We start from the raw sequence: 24,268 nt of genomic DNA on the forward strand, positions 1-24,268 counted from the left end.
GTGCTCCTTCAGGATGCCAATGATCTGCTCTTCGCTAAAACGGCTTTTCCGCATCGTCTGTCTCCTCGTTTGGAGAACAGGCTAACTTCAAACCGCGGACTTTTCAGGGGAGCAGGTCATCGGAGCTAGCGATTGCTATGAAACTAGCCAGGTCAGCGTTGTTCCAGCAAGCTTGATTGGGACATCCAATTCCCCGTCTTCCTCTTTTGAGTAAATGCGAAATGCAGGCCCCGAGATAGCGGCGCGTTCATTGTGCGGAATGCTTTCGACGCAATTAATCACGCTGTCTAGTATCATTTGGCCATGAGGGGTTTGTACCTCTGCAGCGTATTCCGTCTTAGCGCGTTCAGAGATGCCATCTCGAAGATCCGCCTCAGTTGCAGTAGGGATAGCGCGGACGGTGTCAACGGCAGCAGAAACAAGCGCGATGCCGACTGAGATCAGATTATTCCGGCGCGCCAAAAACGGAATTACCGCTTCTTCTAGGCTCTCGTCATTATGCGTAGAAAGTAGTTCCAACAATTCTCTCACATCCCCCTCCCAAACACCCGCGTCTAGAAAGTCCCCCTCATCGGAAAATGACTTCCAAAGTGTCGAGCTCAATGCTTCCTCACCCCTCGAATAACGCGGATGATCAGCTAAAGCGGGCTTTAGGTGATCCCAACTCGTCCAGTGTAAATGAAAGGTGCTGATGGGCGTCGTTCCCATCCAATGGTTGCTAGGCAAAAACAAACCGACTTCTGTTTCTCCGCCAACGTAGTGGTCCCAGAAACCAACATAAACAACCGTATTAAAGCTTGGCTCTTGAGGTGCATCAATCGAAGTTATGCCAAGTGTCGTGATCGCTCGAAGAGCAACGACAGCAGCTTCAAACGAACGGATGCATTCTTGAGACGTTAGATCGACATCAGGGTCGTGTTTTGACTTGTTGTATAGCTGCCGCAGTGTGTGCAGGGACGTCACGTGAGGAGCCGCCAAGCCCAATGATGAGAGATTATCAATAAGATCATTGAGACCCATTCTGCGACTCATTGTCGGAAAAACGACGGATTTTAGGTAGTATTCAAGGCGGGATGTGAAAGGTTCGATCAGTGCCGATAGATCTGCTCGAGAAAATGATTGATGGGTGAGAACCCTGAGTTTGTGAAGAGTATGCTTTGCATCTTCCGTGATGGTTTCGCCGCGTGTTTTCATTTTTTTGCCTGCTTTGAATGTTGGTAAGTGCCGCTTGGTTGATCAAGAGAAAAATAGCCTTGCTGCTCCTCCTCCGCTTTTATCACCCAATTAGGCGCAGAGCGCTTGGTCGTTGTCAGAGTTGATTATTCAAGGTGCGAAAGGAGATGAAACCAGCCGCCCATTTCCAAGAACGATAATTGTACAATGACTCTTCGCGCGGGTCATTGCGTTGTATAGCAAGCGCCGTTTGTGCTCGTCACTTCCAGTTGCTGATTGTGGCCACAGGACGATCACCCTGTCGAATTCTCTGTTTTTTCTCCATGGATGGACATAGCCTTGATTTTTGCGCTCTTCTTTAAGCCAAGGCGTGTGTTTGTTCTGACAGCATCGGCGATAAAGGAAACCATTTGGGACTTCTCGAACTCGGCTTGACCCGTCACCCGATAAAGCCTGCGGACACGCCGGTTCACTGTTTTGACCATTGGGTGCGTCGAGTGCTCATCCAATAATGCACAAACCTCGTCGTATGACGCTCTATCTGGAAATTCTACTACCTCAGTCAGCTCGCGCTCAATTGCACTGTCGCCACCTTCCCACGTTATCGAGAAGGGGCCAAAGGTCCCGCCCTTAGGCCATTTCCACTCTCTTTCTCCCGCGATCTTAATTGCGTTCCGAACGATGGCGCTCGTCGAGTCCGGCGTGAGGAATGCAACGTCGTTACAGCCTTGTGTCAGTTGAAATGCCAAAGTCCATGCGAGCAGTCCTGGATTTCTTACCGTGGCTGGAACTTCCACAAGCTCAATACCTTCGCCGATCCAATGAACCCTATTAGTCTTCCCGATAGCTTCTTCATTCAATACGGCCCGTATATCTTCACCGTTTCTCACAGCCAAAGCGGCGGCCAGCAAACCTGCCTTGTTCGTTCGGTGACTTTGGGTCAGAGTGTGAGTGGTTCCCGCACTTAGTAACCGGTCGATGAACTCCGCCGTCTCTTGGCCGTCGCTCAAGCATTGGAAACTGTCTGCGGCAACAACAGTCGTACAGCATTCCTTCAAACTAAGAACGATCCCTTGCCGATGGACATCAAGGTCTTGAGCCTCATCGACCAACACGATTGGATAAGTTCGGGCTACCCAGCGGCAAACCTCTGGATCTTTCAGGAGCTCACTGGCCAAGAAACAAGGCCCATGGAATTGGCCTAGCCCCTCGGCCTGCCGCCGCATTTCATCGGTCAGTTTGGCACTTCTTCGTTTGGCCAACGACTGAGCAAAAGAGTCAAAGGTGAGACAGTCAAATCTTCGTCTAAATGATGCTTCGGCGTTCAGGCTTGAAGTCAGCCGCCGTCGCGCACCGTTCATAAAGGTAAGGGCGAGCATACATTGACCTTCACCCAAAGCATCGTTTTCGATCAATTGCCGGGCATGAGCCACCATGCTGAAGGTCTTGCCCGACCCGGCCGGCCCTTCGAAGAAGTCAAATGTCATTGAGCGGCTCGAACCGGAAGGTCGGCATCGCAGCACCGTCTTCCGTCTCTCGGATAAAAAGCGGAGAACTCTGGACTGATGGATCAAGTAGAGTGTCACAAAGTGCATTAAGCAACAGGGCTGCCCGTATGCGGCATGCGGGCTCGCCCATCAGAATTGACGAGGTGATTTCTTGTGTAGGAGCGTAGGACTTCCTGCCTTCCAGGAAAGCAGTAAGTTCTGCCGCGCTACCGATTGCCGTGCCATTGGCCCCAGCCAACTGGGGTAACACTTGTGCAAGGTTTGCTTCCGCGATCCAAGTGATCACGTGCTCAATTTTCCAATCTGTTGGCCATATGATTGCCGCGCTAGGCGATGGATCAGCCGCATTCAATTGCGTTAGGTAACCCCTTCCGGCTTGATCGCCGTCAACAAGGATTGCGCAATTTTGATGGACACGTCTGACCACTTCATGCGTCTCAGCGATCTTTGCGTCGTCCGTGGGCACGACCCCAACAAACGTCGAGAACTTGGATTGCTCATCTTCAGGCGAGTCCCAACTTTGTCTTAGTTCCAAGGCAGTTTGAAGCGCCTCTAGCCAAGCGACATCGCTGATGCCCTCCGGGATCAGAACACGCTGATGCATCAGCGCGGCAATTAGATTTTGTCGCCAAGCAAAAAAGAGGTGTTGCTTGTGATTGGTCGGACCTGCGGGTGCTGTCTTTGACAATGGAGAAACAGACATCTGTCCATCGTCGTTTTTTTACAAAATAAGTTGCTTCGACAGGGAACATCGCCGCAACTAGCGGTGAGTGTGTAGTGACAATAGTCTGATCACAGAGAGCATTTAGGCGGTTGACGAGCCGCTTTTGTTGAGAAGGTTGAATGTGCAGCTCAGGTTCCTCTACCGCGAGGACGAATGATCTATTCGCATCTGCTCTGGCCTTTCCAAATTGCATCAGCAATAGTAGACTTTGTAAAGAAGTCAAACCTGTTCCTTGGCGTGCGGAAGGGAGTGTTGGCCCTTCTCCGTGGGCAAAATGTGGTATGACGCTTTCGAGGACTGAATTGCTGTCCGTCCCCGTTATGCGAAGTTGAAGCCTTGGCGATGATGGCATGAGTTTTCCAAGTTCATCATTGGCCTGCTCGACAATTGTTGTAAGGCCGTCTTGTTCTTCTAGTTTCTGACCAGCTTCCGGTTCCCAAAGACGTTCTCTTGCATCGCGTATAGCAGTAGCTGGGAGGCCACCCAATGTTGCAACGAGACGCCGAAACAGCTCTGAAGTAAACGAAATCCATTTGTCCCATGTTCGGGACGCGGGGACCATGAAGAAGCCAAGTTCTTGAAGCGTCTTCGAGGAGATCGGCGTGACAACAGTGTCTTCGTGGAATGGATCACCAAGAGTTGCTTCATCATCCACAAAGAACCTGACGGTTTCGGCCTCGAGTTCCTGGAGATCGAAACGGGCTGAAAATGCAATCTGAACACATAGCTCAGTGTGCTGACCGTCTGCTGATGCGGCAATGCTGCCTGTATTTGGGTTGAGCCACTTCTCAACGCCTCCGCGACCGATCGCAAACCAAGATGGGCTATGCCCTGGATCATTCTCCGGGAAGCCTGTGATGGTGGCAATGACTAGGATCCGAGATGTTTCGATGGGTCTGCTCTTGTGAAAGTCATGTTCAGTCAAGCGCCGAACCAATCGGTCTCTTCCCAGCAGCAGGGCAAGAGCCTCAATAATCGTTGTCTTGCCGTTGTTGTTCGGCCCTACAAGAACGGAATGTTTGCCAAAAGTCATGTCTGCGTGCTTTACCCCACGCAGGCCCGAAATCTTGAGACGCTGAATGTACAATTAGAATTCCTGTTTCGCCCAAATTGATGAGATAGATACACGCCTGGGGGCGAGACTACAGGGGTCAGTGCCAGTTGAAAATGTCATTTGTGTTATTGAGTCGCCAAGCAAAAATCTACTTTGTCGAAGCAAAGTCCATAAGGATGTCTGCTTTCCCAAACCAAGTGAATTTTCCTCGCGTCCGCAGCGAGCTTCCGCTTCCCGCCCTTGGTGTCGCTCTTTGATGGGCTTGCTGCGCTAGACACGTAGGACGGCTTGGGGGACGAGACCCGACATGCACTGTACGCAGCGCGACGGTCTGATCGAGCCGCAGCACCCTAGCGAACCGGGGTGTTGACCTCCGCGCCGCCGTATCTCGTGTCACAGGAGCGAGGAACCTGAGGCACAGTGCAATCAACTGCCGGGCAGCGCCCCCTGCCCCCCCCCTGAATCGTTATCGCAGGGCGGCGGTCGGTTCTCTCGCGGCGCCTGTCGCGAGCCGCGTTGCCAGAGACGCGGGGCCGCCCGTCCGGTCGATGTGGCAGACTTCCTCCCAGAGCCTCGCTCTGAGGGTGTCGCCGAGCAGAGTGGCGGATTTCGCCAACAGGCGCGGCTCGATCACCTCGGGATCGCTGTCGCCCAGCACGTCATGCGCGGCGGTGATCACCTGGCCTCCCGTGGTGACGCGGATCTCCGAGGCGGTGTCGTCGACCGAGGCATCGGCCACCACGGTCACGCGGTCGCGCAGCGCCACGAGATCGGGGCGCGCGCAGGTGGCATCGCTGTAGACATCGAGCGCGGCGGTATCGAGACCGGCGAGACTCATCGCCGCGGTCAGGCGGTAGCTGAACTTGGCCTGCAGGCCGGTCGCGGGCGCGGGCTGGTTGCACACCGCGAGCCAGCGCGGATGGGTGCGGATCTCGACCGCCTCCACAGCCTCCGGCGCGATGCCCTCCGCCTGCGCCTTGCGCAGCGCCTCGAGCATGGCGTGCAACCCGTGGCAGCAGGCGTGGAACTTGTAGGAGATCGCCGGGAAGATCCAGGCGTCCCCCAGCCCCTCGAGCGCGGTGGCGTCGGCCTGGCCGGCATGGGTCGGGCCGAAGCCCTGTGCGCCCTCGATGGCCTCGGGGGTCGAGCCCGCCCCGGCCTCGGCGAGCCGCGCACAGGTGACCCCGATCTCGGCGGCGAAGCCCGCATTGAGCGGCTTGCCCATGGTGCCGAACTGGCTCTTGAGACCCGCGGCGCGGGTCGCGGCGAGGCTCAGCGCCTGCGCCATCTGCGCCACGTCGAGCCCCAGCACGCGGCCGGCAGCGGCGGTCGCCCCGAAGGCGCCGGAGGTGCCGGTCTGGTGGAAGCCCGCCTCGTAGTGGGGCCGCCCGAGCCACGCACCGACGCGGCAGGCCGTCTCGAGCCCGACGGCGAGCGCCTGCATCAGTTGCGTGCCACCTACGCCGCGCGTTTCGGCCAGCGCAAGCGCCGCCGGGATCACCGCGACGCTCGGGTGGCCGATATGGCCGAAATGGGTGTCGTCGTAGTCGAGCGCGTGGCTGGTGGCGCCATTGGCCAGCGCCGCGGCGGCGGGCGCCGCCTGGCCGCCGCCGAAGAGCGTTGCCCCGCCCTGTGCCGGCGCGTCGGCAAGCGCGACGCGGCGGGCGGCGCGGGCAACGGGTTCGTCGATCCCCGCGAGGCCCACCGTGGCCCAGTCGAACAGCGAGAAGCCGACGAAGCGCATCATCCCCCGGTCGTCGGCGGGGCAATCGGCGGCGAAGTGGCCGAGCGTTTCAGCAAGTGTCATCGTGGGATCCTGTCAGCCGCAGAGCGCCGCGCGGGCGGCGCGGTATTCGCGTTCGAGCCGGGCCACGAGCGCGGCGGTCGGCTCGAGCGCGGTCGACTGGCCGACCGACTGGCCGGCGCTCCAGACCTGCGACCACGCCTTCGGGCGGTCGGGGTCGGTCTTGGCGCCCATGCGCCGCGGCTGCGCCAGCCGCGCCTCGTCGAGATCGACACCCGCCGCCGCGATGCTTGGCACGAGGTAATTGGCATGGGTGCCCGAGAACATCGGCGTGTAGAGGATCTCGTCGGAGCCCGCCTCCACGATCATCTGCTTGTGCGCCTCCGGCGCGATGGCCTCCTCGGTGGGGATGAAGACGGTGCCGGCATAGGCGAAATCGCAGCCCAGCGCCTCAGCGGCGAGGATCGAACGGCCGTTGGCGATGGCCCCCGAGAGCGCCAGCGGCCCCTCCCAGAAGGCGCGCACTTCCTCGACCAGCGCAAACGGGCTGAGCGTGCCCGCGTGGCCGCCGGCCCCGGCACAGACGAGGATCAGCCCGTCGACCCCGGCGCGGGCGGCGCGGCGGGCGTGGCGCGCCTTGACCACGTCGTGAAACACCAGCCCGCCATAGCCATGCACCGCCTCGACCACCTTGTCGGGTGCCGAGAGCGAGGTGATGACCAGCGGCACCTCGTGGCGCACGAGCGTCGCGAGATCCTCTTCCAGCCGGGTGTTGTAATCGTTGACGATCAGGTTGACGCCGAAGGGCGCGGTGGGCTTGCCGGTGTCGCGGCGATAGGCGTCGAGCCGGGTCTCGATCTCGGTCAGCCAGCCGTCGAGCTGCGCGGCGGGCCGCGCGTTGAGCGCCGGGAAGGTTCCGATCACCCCGGCGCAGCATTGCGCCACGACGAGGTCGACGCCCGAGGCGAGAAACATCGGCGCGCCGATCAGCGGCAGCCTGAGCCCGGTGCCGAGCGCCTCGATGGGGGTTTGCTGTGTCATGGTCCTCTCCGTTTCCGCGACGCGGGGCCCGCTCCGGGGGCCGCCCGCGCCTACAATCCTGCCTTGCCGCGGTTCATCAGCCGCCTCGCGCGGGCCACCACCGGCGAGTGCATGAGCTCTGCCTCGTCGGCCGCGGTGAGTTCTCCGGCCTCCGCGGCGATGACGTTGCGCGCCCAGTCGAGATCGGGCTGCTCGGCGCGAAAGCCGGCCCGCGCCGGGGCGATCTGGCGCGGATGTATCAGGCACTTGCCGCCGAAGCCCAGCTCGCCCGCATGCATCGCCTCATCGGAGATCAGCGCCGCGTCGACCACCGAGACGGTCACCCCGTCGAGCGGTGCCGGACGCCCCGCCAGCCGTGCCGCCTGCACCATGCGACTGCGCAGCGGCAAGAGCGCCATGCGGGTGTGGGCGCAGCCCAGATCCTCGCAGATGTCGAGCGAGCCGAAGGCCAGCCGGTCGGCGGCGCAGGCGATTTCCTCGACCCGGCTGAGGCCCAGCATGGTCTCGATGAGGGCGATGATGGTCTGCCCCTCCCCCAGCGCCTCGCGCAGCGCCAAGAGCTGCGCCACGCTCTCCACCTTCGGCAGCACCACGCCCTCGAAGCCCGCGCCGCGGGCGAAGGCCACGTCATCGCGATACCACGGCGTGCCGGCGCCGTTGAGGCGCAGATAGATCGGCACCGGGCGCTGCGCCGGCAGCGCGCTCTGCGGGATGCGCCGCACCAGCGCCTTGCTCTCGGGCGGCACCGAATCCTCGAAATCGATCACCACCGCATCGGCGCCGGCGTTGCAGGCCTTCTCGAACAGGTCGGGCCGGTCGGCGGAGACGAAGAGCGGAAAGAACGGGCTGCGTTCCGGCGGTGCGCTCGGCACCGGCTCGGCGGCCTTGCGCGTGCGCGGCCCGGCAGGCGCGCCCCGGACCATCAGGCGAGGATGCGCGCCTCGGTCACGGCCTGCACCGCGTCGAGGCTGTTGCCGGGGGTGAGCTCGACGAGGCGGAACCCCTCGGGCGTGACGTCGAGCACCGCGAGATCGGTATAGACCCGGCTCACCACGCCGAGGCCGGTGAGCGGATAGGTGCAGCGCTTCAGGAGCTTGGGGCTGCCGTCGCGGTTCACGTGGCGCATCATGACGAAAATCTTCGGCACCCCCACCACAAGGTCCATCGCGCCACCGACCGCCGGGGGATAGGTTTCGTCAAGCGTCGCCCAGTTGGCCAGATCGCCGTTCTCGGCCACCTGATAGGCACCGAGCACGGCGATGTCGATATGGCCGCCGCGCATCATCGCGAAGCTGTCGGAATGCTCGAAGAAAGCCGCGCCCGGAGCAGCGGTGACATAGCGCTTGCTGGCGTCGATCAGCTCCGGGTCCTCGGTGCCCGAAGCGGGCGTCGGGCCGACGCCGAGGATGCCGTTCTCGGAGTGGTAGATCACCTCGCGCCCCTCGGGCACGTGGCCCGAGACATGGGTGGGCTTGCCGATCCCGAGATTGACGTAGGAGCCATCGGGGATGTCCTGCGCGACGCGGGCGGCGAGCTGGGCGTCGTCGAGCGCGTTCATCGTCATCACGTTCATGGTCTCACCCCGTATTCCACCACGCCCTTCACGAAGATCCCCGGCGTAACCACGCTCTCGGGATCGAGCGGTGCATCGGAGAGCTCGCGCACCTCAGCCACGGCGTGTTTCGCCGCCATCGCCATCACCGGATTGAAGTTGCGGGCGGTGGCGTGGAAGTTGAGATTGCCCCACTTGTCGCCGCGATCGGCGCGGATCAGCGCGAAATCCGCCGGCAGAGGGGCCTCGAGCACGTAGCCGCGCCCGTCGATCACACGGGTTTCCTTGCCCTCGGCGAGCTTGGTCCCGTAGGCGGTCGGCGTCAGGAAGCCCCCGAGCCCGGCGCCGGCGGCCCGGATGCGCTCGGCCAGCGTGCCCTGCGGCACCACCTCGAGCTCGACCTCGCCGGCCTCGAAGCGCTGCTCGAACCAGATCGAGCCCGGCGTGCGCGGGTAGGAGCAGATCACCTTGGCGACCCGGCCCGCCTTCAGCAGCTTGGCGATGCCGGTCTCGCCGGCACCGGCATTGTTCGAGATCACCGTGAGCCCTGTGGCGCCCTGCTCGAGCAGGGCATCGATCAGCCCGAAAGGGATCCCGGAGGAGCCGAAGCCCCCGATCATCACCGACGCGCCGTCGGTGACCGGCGCGACCGCGCGCGCCAGGTCGTCGACACTCTTGTCCATCTGGTCCTCCCTCAGGCTTTCACGGTGTCGCGGCGACGGCCAAGGCCGAGGTTGACCACGATGACCCCGATCAGCACCGCCGCCCCGATCAGGCTGGTGGTGAGCTCGGGGAAGAGGATCAGGATGCCCCCTGCCCCGAAGGCGATGCGGCTGGCGATGCCGATGCGGCCGACCTTGTAGATCCAGCTCTCGAAGGCGGAGGTGATCGCCCAGATCGCCAGCACCGTGAGGCCGACGCGTTCGATGATCTCCAGCCAGCTGCCTTCCATGATCAGCGCCGGGTCGTAGACGAAGATGAAGGGCAGCACGAAGAGCGGCATGCCGAGGCGCATGGCGTGGAAACCGGTCTTCATCGGCTTGGAGCCCGCCACGTTGGCCGCGGTGATCGCCGCCAGCGCCACCGGGGGCGTGATATAGGACAGCATGCCCCAGTACAGGATGAAGAGGTGGCTGGCGATCGGGTTGAGCCCGGCCTGCACCAGCGCCGGCGCCAGCAGGATCGACAGGAAGATGTAGCAGGCCGTCACCGTCATCCCCATGCCGAGCACGAAGCTCGTCACCGCCCCCGCGATCAGCATCAGCGCGGTGTTGCCACCGGCATAGAGCAGCAGCTCGCGCGAGAAGGCCCCGGCGACGCCGGTATAGGAGAGGCCGCCGACCACCAGCCCGATGCCCGCCAGCACGGCCACGAGGCTCGCGATGTTGCAGGAAATGTCGAGCAGCAGGTCCTTGGCGCGGCTGAGGGTCAGGCGGGTTTCCTTGCGGAACGCGGTTGCGAGCAGCATCACGACGGAGGCGTAGTAGGGCGAGCGCGCTTCCATGCGCAGCCCCATCAGCACGAAGATCAGCACGGCAAGGCTCAGCAGGTAGGGCCAGCCGGTCTTCAGCACCGGCCAAATCGGCGGTGTCTCGCTGCGCGGCAGGCCCTTGAGGCCGCGGCGCGCGGCGTACATGTCGACCTGGAACAGCAGCGCCACGTAGAACAGGATCGCCGGGATCACCGCCGCGATGACGATGCTCGAGTATTGCACGCCGAGGAAGGAGGCCATGACGAAGGCCACGGTGCCCATCACCGGCGGCATCAAGGTGGCGCCGGTGGAGGCGCAGGCCTCGACGGCGGCGGCGTAATGCGAGGGATAGCCCACCCGGCGCATGGTCGGGATCGAGAACGGCCCCGAGGTCAGGATGTTGGAGATCACGCTGCCCGAGAGCGAGCCGAGGATGCCCGAGCCCATCACGGCGACCTTGGCCGGCCCGCCACGGCTGTGGCCGAGCAGCGCCGAGGCCAGTTCCATGAAGAAATCGCTGCCCTTGGTGGCGACCAGCACCGAGCCGAAGATCACGAAGCCGATGACCAGTTCGGCCACCACCTGCATCGGGATGCCGATGATCGATTCAACGCCCAGAACATGGGCGCGGACGGTGCCGATCAGCGAATACTCGGTGCCCCAGAGGAAGCCCGGCATGTAATCGGCATAGAGCGGATAGGTCCCGAAGAGCAGCGCGGTGAACAGCAGGATCGGGCCGCCGGCCCGGCGCACGCCCTCAAGCACCAGCACGATCAGCACCGAGGCGGCAATGTCGGCGCCCAGCGGCGCGTCGTATTCCCAGCCCTTCTGGATGATGTCGAGCCCGTGGAAGCCCAGCCAGCCGGCGCTGCCCATCGCCGCGATGGCGAGGATCACGTTGAGCCACCAGAACCGGCGCGGGTTCATGGCGGTGGCGGGCAGCGTCAGGAAGGACAGCGCGAGGAAGATGCCGATCAGGTAGTAGAGATAGGCGTTGCCGAGCGGCTGGAACCCGAAAATATTGAGGAGAAACTGCTGGTTGATCGCCATGGTGACGCCGAGGGCGCCGAGCACCATCACGATCGCGCGGATGGCCGTCTGGATGGCGGAGTCGGGCTGTGCGGGTGCAGGGCTCGCCTCCGGCGCAGCGGCCGCGGTGGTCTGTTCGGAATCCATGATCTCGTCCTGATCTGGCAAGAATTGTCCCCCGGCGGACGAGCCGCCGGGGGCACGATCAGCGGTCGGTGGCTCAGTTCAGGCCGGCGACGATCTCGGCGCGGCGCGCCATCCAGGCGGCGGCGAAGTCTTCTTCCGACAGGCCCTCGTTCTCGGACTTGAAGCTGTCCCAGGCCTCGACGAGCGCGTTCATGCGCTGGGTGCGCTTCTCGTTCCAGGCGTCGTCCTCTTCGGTCCAGATGCCCTTCTCCTTGAGGTAGCGCACGGCGCCCTCGTGGAACGGCACGTCGATCGCCGGCTTGCCGGATTTCTCGAGGGTCCAGCGTGCCATCGTCGCGGTGCCGTCCTTGTAGAGATCGTAGGTCTCGTCGAGCCCCTTGATGAAGGCGTAGACCTCGTCGGCCGACTTATCGACGGTGGTGGTGATCACCGGGTAGCGATAGGCGGCCATCTTGGCGATCTCGCCCTCCTCGAGCCCGGCGGCGACGTCTTCATCGGACGGCCCCATGATCGGCAGCACCTTCAGCAGGCCTTCCCAGCCCGCCGTGTTGTCGGCCTCGAGCGGCGCGTAGTGGATGCCGCGCGGGCTCTCCGCCAGTTCGTAGAGCTGGCTGGTCGTCGGCGTCGTGCAGGTGGCGTCGGATTCGTTGCGCGTCATCGACGACATGGCCGAGGCGTAGGTCGGGAAGGTCACCACCTCGACATCGTCGAGGGTGAGCCCGCCGAAGGCCAGGATGGCCTCGCATTTGACATTGACCGACGGGTTGCCGGCAACGAAGGCGATGCGCTTGCCGCGGGCATCCGCCACGGTCTCGATGCCGGCATCCCCGGCGGCGATCAGCGTGATGCCCGCCGGGCGTCCGGCCACGGCGCGCAGCTCGCGCGGGCCCCACTCCGGGGTCGCGAAGTCGAACGCACCCTCGGACATGAAGAACGCTTCCGTGGCGAGGAAGGCATAGTCGGCGCGGCCCTGCAGCAGCGGCTGCAGACGACCGATGCCGCTACCCGAGGGCTGGATGCGGACACGGGTGCCAAACTGCTTGCCGAAGGCGTCAGCGATGGCCGAGGCTTCCGCGTAACCGGCGGAGCCCACATCGTAGGACGTCCACACCATGGTGTTCGGCAGCTCCTGCGCGGATGCGCTCAGGCCGCAAAGCGCCATCAGGCCACCGGCGGCGGCCCCGAGTTTGAATCTGGTCTTCATGTAATCCTCCCTGTGTGGCGAGTGCCTGTCCGGCGGCGCATCCTCCTGCGGCCTTGCTCGGGCAACGATCACGAATTCTCAGCGACCGGCCGGACAGTTCTCTCCCTATGAGCGACAGTGTCTGACTGGCACGTATGATTCAAATGCATTATAAACATATCAGAGATACAGATGAGGCATGAATGGATTTCCGCCAGCTCCGCAACTTCGTCCAGGTGGTCGAGCTCAGCAGCATCACCGCTGCGGCCGAGCGCCTGAACATCGCGCAGCCCGCCCTGAGCAGGCAGGTGAAGGCGCTCGAGGAGGAGCTGAGCGTGTCGCTTCTGCGCCGTCACGGGCGCGGGGTCATGCCCACCGAGGAGGGCATCCGGCTGGCCCGCAGGGCCAAGGCGATCCTGGAGGAGATGGAGGATCTGGCGGGCGATATCTCGGGTCATAGCGCCCCTCTCTCGGGCACCGTGACACTGGGTCTGCCGCCCACGGTTTCAGAGATTCTGGCCACCCACCTGATCGAGCGGACGATGCAGGATTACCCCGAGGTGAAGCTGCGGATCATCTCGGGATTCAGCGGCCACGTGCAGGATTGGCTGCTGCGCGGAAAAATCGATCTGGGGGTCGCTTACGAGGGCCAGAAATCACCCTCGATCAAGGCGCAACCGATTATCATGGAACAGCTTTTCCTGATCCAATCGGCCAATACCGAAGGCGCGCGCGACGGCGTGCCGATCCATGCAAGGGACGCGCTCGAGCAGCCTCTCATCCTGCCCAATCCCGAGCACGGATTGCGCGGACGGGTCGAGGCCATTGCGCAGGAAGACCGCATCGATCTCAACGTCGTGCTCGAGATCGACATCCTGCCCACCATGCTCGCCTTCGTCGAGCGCGGTCTCGGCGCCACGATCCTGCCGCTGGTCAGCGTGATCCACCACGTCCGCGAGGGCCGGTTGATCGCCCGCCCAATCGTCCGGCGGACCATCGACCGCACGCTGGTCCTGATGACACCGCTGAACCGCCCCGGCTCGCGGCTCACCACCAGCTTCGCCGATTTCCTCACCTCCGAGGTGCACGCGATGGTTGCCTCCGGCCAATGGCCCGGGACCACACTTTGAATACGAATAGAATGCCCTAAAGGCATTTTCGAAACTGCAATCATACTTCTGAAGCATCTATAGCGATGCATCAGATCAGACCGCCCAGCATCAGCCCCGCCAGCATCAGCGACCAGACCGTCAGGATGGCCAGGCAATAGGGGCCGTTCCACCGCAACCCGATGGTCGTGGTGCTGCGCCCGACGATGGCCGAGCAGATCACCAGCGTGGTGATGAAGGGCGAAAGCCCGATCACCGCGGTCCAGCCGCCGGTGATCGCCAGCGCGATGGCGGTATCGCTGAGCCCCGGCACCGCGAGCTGCGATGCGATCGCCCCCAGCACCGAGGCCACCACGATCGGGTTCACCCCGACCAGCGCCAGCCCGAAGATCGCGACGGCGATGCCGAGCGCCAGCGTCACCGGGCCGAGCCCGAGCCCAGCGATCGCCGCCCGCAGCTCCTCGGCCGGTATCAGCGCCAGCAGCACCACCGGCAGGAAGCCCGCCGAGGCGAAGACGCCGACCTCCGAGCCCAGCCCGCCGAGCCGCCCCCAGGTGGCGCGCGCCGCCTCGGCGACGCCCCCCGCCGGCCCGCCCGGCGCATGGCGGGTCGCGGCGGCGGCCCAGAGCAGCGCGTAGCACGGCACCGCGCAGATCAGCCCCTGCTGGAAGCTCAGCGGCGTGACCTCGTGAACGAGGAACACCGCCGTGCCCAGCGCCAGCACGTGCCCGACCAGCGCCGCGGCGCCGGTCCAGCTGCCCGGCGGCGGGCTCGGGCGCGGCAGTCCGAGACGGCGGAAGCGGCGTCCGTCGAGGAAATCGAACAGCCAGCCGATCGCGATGAAGACGAAGGACATGGCAAAGCCGATCGGGCCGAAGCTGAAGTAGCTCAGCCCCGGCACCGCGAGCAGGATGGCGTTGGTGGCAAAACCGAAAGGCGACCAGAGCGAGATCAGCGAGAAACCCCGGACCACCGCCATGGTCATCCGCCTGAGCCGCGCCTCGCGGGCCTCGGGTGGCAACTGCGCCGCCGCCTCCGACGACATCGAGCGCGTGGCGAGATCGAGCAGCAGCGCCAGCCCGCCGAAATTGATCAGCACGCCGAAGAGATGGCCGCCCCCGGTCATCGCGAGATAGCGCCGCGATGCGGGCTGGCCGGTGACGTAGAGCCCGGCACGACGCACCTCGGGGGCGATGGCGGCGGCCGAGCGCAGCGTGCCCAGCATGGCGATGAGCGCCGCGAGAAACAGCATCCGGTCGGCGCCCTGCCACAGCAGCGCCGCGTCGATCCCCTGCCAGAGCGCGGCAACGAGCCCGGCCAGCGCCATCAGCACCGGCACCCATGTCCCGAAGCCGAACTGGCGCCGGGCGAGCACGAGGTAGAGCACCAGCGCGGCCACCGCAGCGCCGGTCACCAGCTGCGAGTCGACGAAGACCAGCACCAGCGCCGCCAGCATGATCGCCGCCATCAGCCCCCGCCGCAACCTCGCGCTGCCATCCTCGCCGGCCGTGCCGGGGGAGAGGCTGCCGCCCGCCGTCAGCATCCGCGGAACTGCGGCCGCCTCTTCTCGGCAAAGGCCGCGCGGCCCTCGGCGGCGTCGGCGCTGTTGATCAGCATCGGCTGCAGCGTCGCCTCGTAGTCCAGCGCCTCGGCGAGATCGCGGGCGAACCAGTCGAGGATGAACTGCCGCGGCAGCGGCGCCCCGGCGGCCTCATCGAGCGCCAGCCGGCCCGCGACGCGGGCCGCTTCGCCGGGATCCGCCAGACCGTCGACCAGCCCGATCTCCTGCGCCTCTTGCGCCTCGATCACGCGGTTGTCGAGCAGCAGCCGACGCGCCCGCGCGCCGCCGATGCGCGCCGGCAGCGTGCTCAGCAGCCCCATGTCGGGGATCAGGCCGATCTTGGTGAAGGCGGCGGTGAAGCGCGCCTCGCGCGAGGCCACCACCATCGGGCAGGCCATGGCGAGGGCGAAGCCGCCCCCCGCCGCCCAGCCCTCGACCGCCGCCACTAGCGGCTTTGGGAAACGCGCCATGCGGGTCACCATGTCGGCGACCACGGCGAAGCGCTCGCGATGGCTGCCGAGACTGCGCTCGCCCTGATCGCGGATGTCGCCCCCGGCCGAGAAATGCCCGCCGGCACCGGTCAGCACCACCGCGCGCACGGCGTCATCGGTGGCGGCCGCCGCGAGCGCGTCGCGCAGCTCCTGACGCCTCGCATGGCCGATCGGGTTGCGCCGCGCTGGCTCGTTCAGGATGAGAGTGCAGAGCCCCTCCCCGTCGGTCTTGATCTCGATGCTCATGCCGCCTCCCGTCGCTTGAAGAGCCCGTTGCCGATGGCGATCTTGTCGCGCTCGAGCACCCGCGTGCGGAAGCTGCCGTCGTTCCAGATCTCGGTGCGCAGCGTCTCGCCCGGGTAGACGAAGGCGGTGAAGCGCGCGTCCATCGAGCCGAAGCGCGTGGCATCGTAGTCGCACATCACCGCCAGCAGCGCGTGCGCCGCGAAGCCGAAGGTGCAGAGCCCGTGCAGGATCGGCCGCTCGAAGCCCGCCTTCTCGGCCACGCGCGGATCGAGATGCAGCGGGTTCGGGTCGGCGTTCCAGCGATAATACAGCGCCTGCTCGGGGCGGGTCGGCGTGTCGAACACGTGATCCGGCTCGGTCTCGGGCAGCGTGTGCGCCTGCTTCACCGGGCCGTCCGGCCCGCCGAAACCGCCATCGCCGCGCAGGAAGGTGGTGCCCCGGCAGGTCGCCAGATGCAGACCGGTATCGGCGTCGCGGATTTCCTTCTCGTAGTAGAGCAGCGCGCCGCGCCCCTCGCCCTTGTCGACAATGCCAGTGACGCGGGTCTTGCCCACGATGGTCGCCTCGGGCGGGATCGGGTGGTGGAGCGTGATGCCCTGCTCGCCATGCACCAGCTTCAGCGCATCGACCCCGGTGTCGGGGTTGCCGAGCCAGAAGCCGGGATGGCCCAGCACGTTGACGATGGCCGGCATCGCCCGCGCATCGTCGGCCAGCGCGCCGACATAGGCCAGCTGGCGCAGGTCCATCGGATCCTGCCCCATGCCCACGGTGAGCCCGAACCGCGCCACCTCCTCGGCGCCATAGCTCTGTCGCACTTCCGGGATGTCGAAATTCATCAGGTGATCATAGTCAATGGCCATCGGCTGTGACCTCCTGCGCGTCGAGCTCGATGACGGCGTCGAGCGCGTAGGCGCCCTGCCCTTCCGGCATCGCGAGCACCGGGTTGAGATCGATCGAGACCAGCCGCTCACCGGCGCCGGCGGCAAAGACCGAGAGCTTCGAGAGCATGTCGGCCAGCGCGTCGATATCGGCCGGAGCGGCACCGCGTGCGCCCTGCAGGATCGCCGCGCTGCGGATCGACAGAATCATCTCGCGCGCCGTCTCGGGGCCGAAGGGACAGGCGCGCAGCGCCACGTCGTTCAGCAACTCGACGAAGATGCCGCCAAGCCCGAACACCGCCACCGGCCCGAAGGTCGGGTCGCGGTTGATGCCCATCAGGCACTCGACCCCGCCCGAGAGTTGCCTGGCCACCAGAACGCCGCTGACCCGGGCCTCGGGGGCATGGGTCGCGGCGGCCGCGAGGATGTCGGCATGGGCGGCGCGCACGCCATCGGCATCGCGGATGTTGAGCTTGACCGCGCCAATATCGGACTTGTGCAGGATGTCGGGCGACAGGATCTTCATCACCACCGGGAAGCCGAAGCCTTCGGCGGCGGCGACGGCCTCCTCCGCGCTCTGCACTGCCTTTTCGGGTGCGGCGTTGATACCCACCTCGGCGAGCAGCGCCTTGGCCTCGGCCTCGTCGGGGCTGCTTACGGGCAGCTGCACGGGCTTCGGCTCCGGCGGCGCCGCTTTCGCGGTCGAGGCCTGCGCCGCGCCGAGGCGCAGCACCGCATCGAGCGCGCGCACCGCGCGGCAGGGATCGTTGAAGATCAGGATGCCGGCATCATCGTAGCGGCGCAGCACCTCCGGATCGCCCAGCGCGCAGAAGGCGATGATGCGATCGGGGAACGCAGCGCGCAGCGGCGCCATCGCCTCGAGAATGACCTTCGAGAGCCGCTCGCTGCCCGCCACGTAGGTCAGGAAGCAGAGCACGGCGCCATAGCCGCCCTCCTTGAGACCGGCGCGGGTGAATTGCTCGAGCAGCGCCGGCTCGTTCAGCGCCTGCGCGGTGCAGTCGAGCGGGTTGACCGCCGAGGCGTAGGGCAGGACTTCGAGGAGCTTCGCCTGCGCGTCCTCGGGCATCGAGGGCATCGGCAGACCGATGCGCTCGGCTTCGTCGCTGGCCACGATGCCGGCGCCGCCGCTGACGGTGACCACGCCGAGCGAGTGCTGCGACGGCAGCACCTTCTTAGAGGCGGCGTAGGCGATATCCATCATCGATTCCGGGTCGCGCAAAATGATCGCGCCGTGATCCGAGAGCACAGCGTCGGCCACCACCGCGTCGCCGGTGAGCGAGGCGGTGTGAGAGGCCGCGGCCCGCGCTCCCACCGCCGAGCGGCCGGATTTCAGCGCCAGAACCGGCTTGCCGGCGGCGCGTGCCACGTCGAGCGCGGCGAGCAGCGCTGGCGCGTCGTTGACCGCCTCCATATAGGTGCAGATCACGTCGATGCTGTCGCTCTCGGCCATCCAGCGGATGGCGTCGGCCACGGTGATGTCGGCCTCGTTGCCGGTGGTGATGAGCACCGAGCAGCCCAGCCCCTGATCCCGCGCCAGCGCGCCGAGATGCGCCCCGAAGGCGCCGGACTGGCTGGCGATGCCGATATTGCCCGGGCGCGGAAAGCCGGTGTCGAGCGACGAGGAGAAGGTGCCGTAATAGCCGATATCGACGTTGTAGACGCCGAGCGTGTTCGGCCCGAGCAGCCGCATGCCGTGCTTGCCGGCGAGCGCGACGAGCTCCCGCTGCGCCGCCTCGCCCTCAGCGCCGGTCTCGGCGAAGCCCGCCGAAAACAGCGTCGCGGCCTTGCAGCCCTTGCGGCCCAGCGCCTCGATGGTCTGCGGCACGAGCTTCGCGGGCACCGCGATCAGCGCCGCCTCTGGCGCCTCGGGCAGATCATCGACGCTGGCGTAGCAGGGCAGCCCCTGCACCGTGTCGCGCTTGGGGTTCACCGGCAGGATCCGGCCCGTGTAGCCGGCCTTCAGCATCGCCGCGATGGGGCGTCCGCCGATGCGGCCCGGATCCTCCGAGGCGCCGATGATGGCTACGGATTTCGGCGCGATGAGCCCGTCGATCAGGGACAGATCGGTCATAGCGCGGCCTCCGAACAGAGGATCGCCGTGCACTGGCTCGACAGCGTGCCGCCATTGCCGTGGCAGAGCGCGATGTTGCAATCCTGCTGCTGCCGCTCCCCCGCCTCGCCGCGGATCTGCGCCACCGCTTCGGCGATCAGAAACAGGCCATACATCCCCGGGTGCACGCAGGAGAGCCCGCCGCCATTGGTGTTGACCGCAAGCTCGCCGCCCGGCGCAATGCGCCCGTCCCGAACGAAGCGCCCGCCCTCGCCCTTGGGGCAGAAGCCGAGATCCTCGAGGAACAGGATCGTGTTGATGGTGAAGGCGTCGTAGAGCATCACCACGTCGATGTCCTTCTGGCTGACCCCGGCCATCTCCATCGCCCGCGGGCCGCTTTCGGCGGCGGCGGTGGTGGTGAGATCGGGCATCGCCACGATCGAACGGTGGTAATTGGCGCCACCGGCCCCCATGAAGTAGACCGGCTTGCCCGGCAGATCCTTGGCCCGGTCGGCGCGCACCAGCACGCAGGCGGCGGCGCCGTCGGTGACGAGGCAGCAATCGGACTTGGTCAGCGGGTCCGAGATCATCCGCGCCGACAGAACCTCGTCCTTGCTGAGCGGGCCGCGGGCAAAGGCCTCGGGGTTGAGGTTGGCCCAGCCGCGCGCCGCCAGCGCCACGTCGGCGAGATCCTCGCGCCTGGTGCCGAACTCAGCCATGTGCCGGCTGGTCGCCAGCGCGTAGGCGGTGATCGGGTGGCGCGGCTTGTAGGGGGTCTCGTGCCATTGCGGCTCGCTCATCGAGACGAGGCGCCCACCGGCGGTGCGCTGGTTCGAGCCGTAGCAGACCAGCGCCGCGTCGCAAAGCCCGGCCTCGAGCGCCAGCGTCGCCTGCAGCAGGTGCATTTCGAAGCTCGAGCCGCCCACGTTGGTGCCGTCGAAGAAGCGCGGCTTGAGGCCGAGATACTCGACCACGCTCATGGTCGGGAAGGCGTGGCTCGAGGTCGCGGCGAAGACGCCGTCGATGTCCTGCAGCTTGAGCCCGGCATCGTTGACGGCCTTGACCGCCGCCTGCCCCAGAAGCTCCATCGCCGAGAAGCCCGGCGCCTCGCCGACGCCGGCGGTGGCCATTCCCACGATGGCGGATTTTCCCCGCATGCTGTCCATGCTCATGCCGCATCCTCCCCGGCCAGGTCGAAGACCACGCGCGGGCCCTCCTCGGTGTCCTCGATGCGGGCCCTGACCCGCGCGCCGATCTCGGCGGTCTCGACCCCGGGCAGGGTCGACATCATGCGCACGCCCTCGTCGAGCTCGACCAGCGCCACGTTGTAGGCGCCCGAGCGGGCGCGGTTGACGGTGATGGCGTAGATCGTGCCGGTGCCCCTGGCCTCGACCCATTCTAGATCGGTGGCGCCGGTCGGCGACGTGACCTTGGGCCAGAACACGTACTCGCCGGTGCTGGCGGCGCGCTGGATCATGAAACGGCCCGCGGCCAGATACGCCTCGTAGGCGGCCTGCGGTCCGAGCTTGGAGATATCGGTCTCGGTCATCTCTCTCCCCTCCTCCTTTGTTCGGTCAGTCTTTCCAGCCCAGGAACAGGTGCGTCTGCGACGTGCTGCCGACGACCTTTCCGTCGCCGCGCGTCAGCGTCACCTGCAGCACCAGCGTCATGCGGCCCACATGGACCGGGACGCAGCGCGCGGTGAGCCTGTCGCCCACCCGCACCGGCCGGATGAAATTGGTCTTGGCCTCGACCGTGGTGTTCGACACCTCGACGGGGCTGTTGATGAAGGCCGAGGTGCCGGCGGCGGTGTCGGCGATGGCCATCAGCGCGCCGCCATGCAGCACCCCGTTGCGGTTGCCCATCGCTTCGGTCACCAGCATCGAGCACACCACCTCCTCCGGGGTGCAGGTCTCGACCTCGATGCCGAGAAGCGCGGCGAAGGCCGAGCGCGGAGGCATCTCCTCGAGGCTGCGTGTCGGATGCGAGCCCATGCTCACGCCGCCCGCTGCGCCAGCGTGCGCCGCGCGATCACGAGCTGCTGGATCTGGCTGGTGCCCTCGTAGATGCGCAGCAGGCGGATGTCGCGGTAGAGCCGCTCGATATCGTACTCCGCCATGTAGCCGGCGCCGCCATGGATCTGCAGCGCCCGGTCGGCGATGCGGCCGGCGGCCTCGGTGCAGAAATACTTGGTGCAGGAGGCCTCGACGATGGCCTTGCCCTCACGGTCGAAGGTGTCGGCGCTGGCGCGGACCAGCGCGCGGGCGGCGTGCAGCTCGGCCTGGCAGTCGGCGATCAGCCCCTGCACCAGCTGGTGCTCGCCGATCGGCTTGCCGAACTGCTTGCGCTCGAGCGCGTAGTCGGTGGCGATGTCGAGCATGCGCTGGCTCTGCCCCACCGCCATGGCACCGACATGGATGCGGCCCCGGTCGAGCACTTTCATCGCGGTGCGGAAGCCCTTGTTGAGATTGCCCAGCCCCCCGATTATGGCGCTTTCCGGCACCCGCACGTTCTCGAAGATCACGTCCGAGGTCTTGGTGCCCTTCTGGCCGAGCTTGCGATCAGGCTTGGCGACGGTGATGCCGGGCGTATCGGCGGGCACGATGAAGGCCGAGACGCCATCGGCGCCGGGTTTGTCGGGATCGGTGCGGGCGAAGACGGTGAACACGCCGGCGCGCACCGCGTTGGTGATGTAGCGCTTGGTGCCGTTGATGACGAAATCGCCGCCGTCACGCTTGGCCGAGGTGCGGATGCCGCCGGCATCGGAGCCGTTGTCGGGCTCGGTCAGCGCGAAGGACGCGATCACGTCGCCGCTCGCAACCCCCGGCAGCCATTGCTCTTTCTGCTCCGGCGTGCCGTCCATGACAATGCCCTGCGAGCCGATACCCACATTGGTGCCGATCAGCGAGCGGAAGGTCAGCGAGGCGTAGCACAGCGTTTCGATCAGGCGTGCCTCCTGCGGCACACTGAGGCCGATGCCGCCGTATTCCTCCGGCGTCGACAGACCGAAGAGCCCCATCTCCTTCATCTCGGTGACGATCTCTTCGGGGATGTCGTCCTCCTCCTCGACCCGGTGCTCGGCCGGGATCAGGCGCTCGCGGGCGAATCGCTCCACGGTTGCCACAAGCTGTTCGAAAACATCGCTATCCACACCTGACGCCATCTTCGTTCCTCCCTCGGGATGCCTTCAGTCTGCCCTTGCTCTAGCAGATGAATTCTGTATGGTAAATGCAATTCTCCATGAGGAATGACATGGTCGACGATACCGGACAGAAGCTCGTACCCGCGGTTCAGAACGCGATGATCATCATGCGCCTGCTGGCGGCGAGCGGCCGCCCGATGGGGGCGACACAGATCGCCCGCGAGGCCGGTCTGAACGTCTCCTCGGCGTTCAACATCCTGCGCACGCTGAGCCACGAAGGGCTTCTGAGCTTCGATCCCGAGGCGAAGACCTATGTCATCGGCATGGGACTGATGGAGTTCGCCGCCCCCCTGCTCGGCGCCAACCCGTCCGACCTGATCCGCCCGACGCTGACCGCCATCGCGCAGGAGCATCAGGTGGCGATCGCGCTCTGGCAGATCACCGCCAACCAGCGCATCGTGCTGATCGACCGCTTCACCGCCCCCAACATCGTGCAGGCGGTGATGGCCCGCAGCAGCCGGCTGCCGGTCTTTGCCGGCGGCGTCGGCCGGGTCTACGCGGCGCGCATGGGGCTGACAAAGGCGCAGACCCGCAAGGGCTTTGACAGCGTGCGCTGGCAGGACGAGCCGGCGTTCGAGACCTACTGGGCCGACGTGCAGGCGGCGCGCGAGAGCGGCACCGCGCAGGATCGCGGCCACCTGTTCCGTGGCCTCGACATCGTCGCCGCGCTCTCGGTCGATGCGGCGGGTGTGCCGCGGCTCGGCATGAGCAGCATCACCATCACCGGCCAGCAGACCGACGAGAGCCTCGACCGGGTCGGCGCGGCGCTCGCCGAGGCCGGGCGGCAGATCGAGCGCGGCGTCTTCGGCCTGCGGACCGGCGACTGACACCCCATCACGAAACGCATTCAGGACAAGACGGAGGAGACATGTCTGAAATGAAACCCCTCGACGGCAAGGTCATGCTGGTGACCGGCGCGGGCGGCGGCATCGGCCGCGCCATCGCCATGGAAGCGGCTCGCGCCGGGGCGTCTGTGGTCGTCAACGACATCGGCGCCTCGCTCGACGGCCAGCGCGAATCCAGCGCCGCCGCGCAGGACGCGGTGGCCGAGATCGAGAAGCTCGGCGGCAAGGCCGTCGCCAATGGCGACGATGTCTCCGACCCGGAGGGTGCCAAGGCGATGGTCAAGCAGGCCACCGACGCGTTCGGCCGGCTCGACGCGGTGGTCAACAACGCCGGCATCCTGCGCGACCAGTTCTTCCACAAGATGACCTACGAGAACTTCGACGCGGTGGTGAAGGTCCACCTCTACGGCACCTTCAACGTCAGCCGCGCCGCCGCCGACGTGATGCGCGAACAGGGCTCGGGCAGCCTGATCCACATGACCTCGACCTCGGGACTGGTGGGCAACCTCGCGCAGGCCAACTACTCCGCCGCCAAGCTCGGCGTTGCGGCGCTGTCGAAATCGCTGGCGCTCGACCTGCAGCGCTGGAACATCCGGTCGAACTGCATCGCGCCCTTCGCCTGGAGCCGGATGACCTCCTCGATCAAGGTCGACAGCCCCGAGCAGGAAGAGCGAGTGAACCGCATGAAGGAGATGAAGCCCGAGAAGATCGCCCCGCTGGCGCTCTACCTCGCCTCGGACGAGGGCGCCGACACCACCGGCCAGATCTTTGCCGTGCGCAACAACGAGATCTTCCTGATGTCGCAGCCGCGCCCGACCCGCTCCGTCCATCGCGGCGAGGGCTGGGACGTGGAAAGCGTCGCCAGCCACGCGATCCCGTCGTTGAAGGCGAGCTACGTGCCGCTCGACGTGTCTGCGGACGTGTTCTGCTGGGATCCGGTGTAAGACCGAACGCTCAAACAGCTCGAAGAGATCGAAACGCGCCCTCAGGAAACTGTGGGCGCGTTTTCTATTCGGGACGACGCCGCCGCGCCATCGCCGGCCCGCTGGGTGGCGCTCCGACGCCATGAACCTCGCGATTTATCTGCCTCAAGTCCGAAAGACCTCGACACCTTGGACTTGGCCCCACCAAATCGCCAGCCCGGGGGCGGGTCTTGCCGGAGGCATGCTTCCAGCATGACATCGGCGCGGCGCCCTGCGGGCTTGGTTCCGCGCAATCACATTGCTCCAGCGTTAGACA

At 65.5% G+C, this 24,268-nt stretch carries 23 protein-coding genes; 3 read left to right on the forward strand and 20 right to left on the reverse strand.

Going from position 1 to position 24,268, the window contains the following annotated elements:
- Positions 1–135: 135 nt before the first annotated feature.
- From KUV62_RS00005 to KUV62_RS00050, 12 genes are all read right to left on the reverse strand, one after another.
- Positions 136–1,194: a hypothetical protein gene (locus KUV62_RS00005; RefSeq protein ID WP_222601642.1), complete on the reverse strand. Its 1,059-nt coding sequence runs from the start codon at positions 1,192–1,194 to the stop codon at positions 136–138.
- A gap of 129 nt (positions 1,195–1,323) precedes the next feature.
- Entirely contained in the window at positions 1,324–1,470 is a 147-nt protein-coding gene (locus KUV62_RS22645) for an ATP-binding domain-containing protein (protein WP_315901550.1), read from the reverse strand.
- On the reverse strand, positions 1,467–2,660 hold the full coding sequence (locus KUV62_RS00010; protein ID WP_261395102.1) for a UvrD-helicase domain-containing protein: 1,194 nt from the start codon (positions 2,658–2,660) through the stop codon (positions 1,467–1,469). The genes KUV62_RS22645 and KUV62_RS00010 overlap by 4 nt, the downstream gene beginning before the upstream one ends.
- Positions 2,650–2,967, reverse strand: a complete 318-nt coding sequence (locus tag KUV62_RS22650; RefSeq protein WP_261395104.1) for a hypothetical protein — start codon at positions 2,965–2,967, stop codon at positions 2,650–2,652. The genes KUV62_RS00010 and KUV62_RS22650 overlap by 11 nt, the downstream gene beginning before the upstream one ends.
- 217 nt (positions 2,968–3,184) lie before the next feature.
- The gene (locus tag KUV62_RS00015; protein WP_261395105.1) at positions 3,185–4,492 is read right to left on the reverse strand and encodes an ATP-dependent nuclease; all 1,308 of its coding nucleotides are present in this window, start codon (positions 4,490–4,492) and stop codon (positions 3,185–3,187) included.
- Between the two features lie 433 nt (positions 4,493–4,925).
- Positions 4,926–6,266, reverse strand: a complete 1,341-nt coding sequence (locus KUV62_RS00020) for an MmgE/PrpD family protein (RefSeq protein ID WP_222601643.1) — start codon at positions 6,264–6,266, stop codon at positions 4,926–4,928.
- Between the two features lie 12 nt (positions 6,267–6,278).
- Complete coding sequence (locus KUV62_RS00025) at positions 6,279–7,244, reverse strand: NAD(P)H-dependent flavin oxidoreductase (RefSeq protein WP_222601644.1); 966 nt, start codon at positions 7,242–7,244, stop codon at positions 6,279–6,281.
- A gap of 50 nt (positions 7,245–7,294) precedes the next feature.
- The gene (locus tag KUV62_RS00030) at positions 7,295–8,167 is read right to left on the reverse strand and encodes an HpcH/HpaI aldolase/citrate lyase family protein (RefSeq protein WP_222601645.1); all 873 of its coding nucleotides are present in this window, start codon (positions 8,165–8,167) and stop codon (positions 7,295–7,297) included.
- Positions 8,167–8,802, reverse strand: a complete 636-nt coding sequence (locus KUV62_RS00035) for a 3-oxoacid CoA-transferase subunit B (RefSeq protein WP_410000831.1) — start codon at positions 8,800–8,802, stop codon at positions 8,167–8,169. Before KUV62_RS00035 ends, KUV62_RS00030 begins: the two co-directional genes overlap by 1 nt.
- 11 nt (positions 8,803–8,813) lie before the next feature.
- Positions 8,814–9,479, reverse strand: coding sequence for a 3-oxoacid CoA-transferase subunit A (locus KUV62_RS00040; protein WP_222601646.1), 666 nt, complete (start codon positions 9,477–9,479; stop codon positions 8,814–8,816).
- An 11-nt stretch (positions 9,480–9,490) separates the two neighbouring features.
- The gene (locus KUV62_RS00045) at positions 9,491–11,443 is read right to left on the reverse strand and encodes a TRAP transporter permease (RefSeq protein ID WP_261395108.1); all 1,953 of its coding nucleotides are present in this window, start codon (positions 11,441–11,443) and stop codon (positions 9,491–9,493) included.
- Positions 11,444–11,516: 73 nt separating this feature from the next.
- On the reverse strand, positions 11,517–12,647 hold the full coding sequence (locus tag KUV62_RS00050) for a TAXI family TRAP transporter solute-binding subunit (RefSeq protein ID WP_222601648.1): 1,131 nt from the start codon (positions 12,645–12,647) through the stop codon (positions 11,517–11,519).
- A 182-nt stretch (positions 12,648–12,829) separates the two neighbouring features.
- Between KUV62_RS00050 and KUV62_RS00055 the strand changes: the two genes are divergently transcribed.
- A complete protein-coding gene (locus KUV62_RS00055; RefSeq protein ID WP_222601649.1) occupies positions 12,830–13,756 on the forward strand; it encodes a LysR family transcriptional regulator in 927 nt (308 codons plus the stop codon).
- Between the two features lie 70 nt (positions 13,757–13,826).
- Here the strand turns inward: KUV62_RS00055 and KUV62_RS00060 are convergent, their stop codons facing one another.
- From KUV62_RS00060 to KUV62_RS00095, 8 genes are read right to left on the reverse strand one after another with little or no spacing between them, the layout of a single operon-like run.
- The gene (locus KUV62_RS00060; RefSeq protein ID WP_222601650.1) at positions 13,827–15,278 is read right to left on the reverse strand and encodes a hypothetical protein; all 1,452 of its coding nucleotides are present in this window, start codon (positions 15,276–15,278) and stop codon (positions 13,827–13,829) included.
- A complete protein-coding gene (locus KUV62_RS00065; protein WP_222601651.1) occupies positions 15,272–16,033 on the reverse strand; it encodes an enoyl-CoA hydratase/isomerase family protein in 762 nt (253 codons plus the stop codon). The genes KUV62_RS00060 and KUV62_RS00065 overlap by 7 nt, the downstream gene beginning before the upstream one ends.
- Positions 16,030–16,893: a MaoC/PaaZ C-terminal domain-containing protein gene (locus KUV62_RS00070; protein ID WP_222601652.1), complete on the reverse strand. Its 864-nt coding sequence runs from the start codon at positions 16,891–16,893 to the stop codon at positions 16,030–16,032. Before KUV62_RS00070 ends, KUV62_RS00065 begins: the two co-directional genes overlap by 4 nt.
- A complete protein-coding gene (locus tag KUV62_RS00075; RefSeq protein ID WP_222601653.1) occupies positions 16,883–19,003 on the reverse strand; it encodes an acetate--CoA ligase family protein in 2,121 nt (706 codons plus the stop codon). The genes KUV62_RS00070 and KUV62_RS00075 overlap by 11 nt, the downstream gene beginning before the upstream one ends.
- Positions 19,000–20,154, reverse strand: coding sequence for a thiolase (locus tag KUV62_RS00080; protein ID WP_222601654.1), 1,155 nt, complete (start codon positions 20,152–20,154; stop codon positions 19,000–19,002). The genes KUV62_RS00075 and KUV62_RS00080 overlap by 4 nt, the downstream gene beginning before the upstream one ends.
- A complete protein-coding gene (locus KUV62_RS00085; RefSeq protein WP_222601655.1) occupies positions 20,151–20,531 on the reverse strand; it encodes a Zn-ribbon domain-containing OB-fold protein in 381 nt (126 codons plus the stop codon). Before KUV62_RS00085 ends, KUV62_RS00080 begins: the two co-directional genes overlap by 4 nt.
- 25 nt (positions 20,532–20,556) lie before the next feature.
- The gene (locus KUV62_RS00090) at positions 20,557–20,976 is read right to left on the reverse strand and encodes a PaaI family thioesterase (RefSeq protein ID WP_222601656.1); all 420 of its coding nucleotides are present in this window, start codon (positions 20,974–20,976) and stop codon (positions 20,557–20,559) included.
- 2 nt (positions 20,977–20,978) lie between these two features.
- Positions 20,979–22,145, reverse strand: a complete 1,167-nt coding sequence (locus tag KUV62_RS00095; protein ID WP_222601657.1) for an acyl-CoA dehydrogenase family protein — start codon at positions 22,143–22,145, stop codon at positions 20,979–20,981.
- 89 nt (positions 22,146–22,234) lie between these two features.
- Between KUV62_RS00095 and KUV62_RS00100 the strand changes: the two genes are divergently transcribed.
- Entirely contained in the window at positions 22,235–23,011 is a 777-nt protein-coding gene (locus KUV62_RS00100) for an IclR family transcriptional regulator (protein ID WP_222601658.1), read from the forward strand.
- 41 nt (positions 23,012–23,052) lie between these two features.
- Positions 23,053–23,973 carry an SDR family oxidoreductase gene (locus KUV62_RS00105; RefSeq protein ID WP_222601659.1) on the forward strand — a complete coding sequence of 307 codons (921 nt, stop codon included), beginning with the start codon at positions 23,053–23,055 and terminating at the stop codon, positions 23,971–23,973.
- Positions 23,974–24,268 lie beyond the last annotated feature (295 nt).

It is taken from the genome of Salipiger bermudensis, from assembly GCF_019801965.1.
GTDB lineage: Bacteria > Pseudomonadota > Alphaproteobacteria > Rhodobacterales > Rhodobacteraceae > Salipiger > Salipiger bermudensis_A.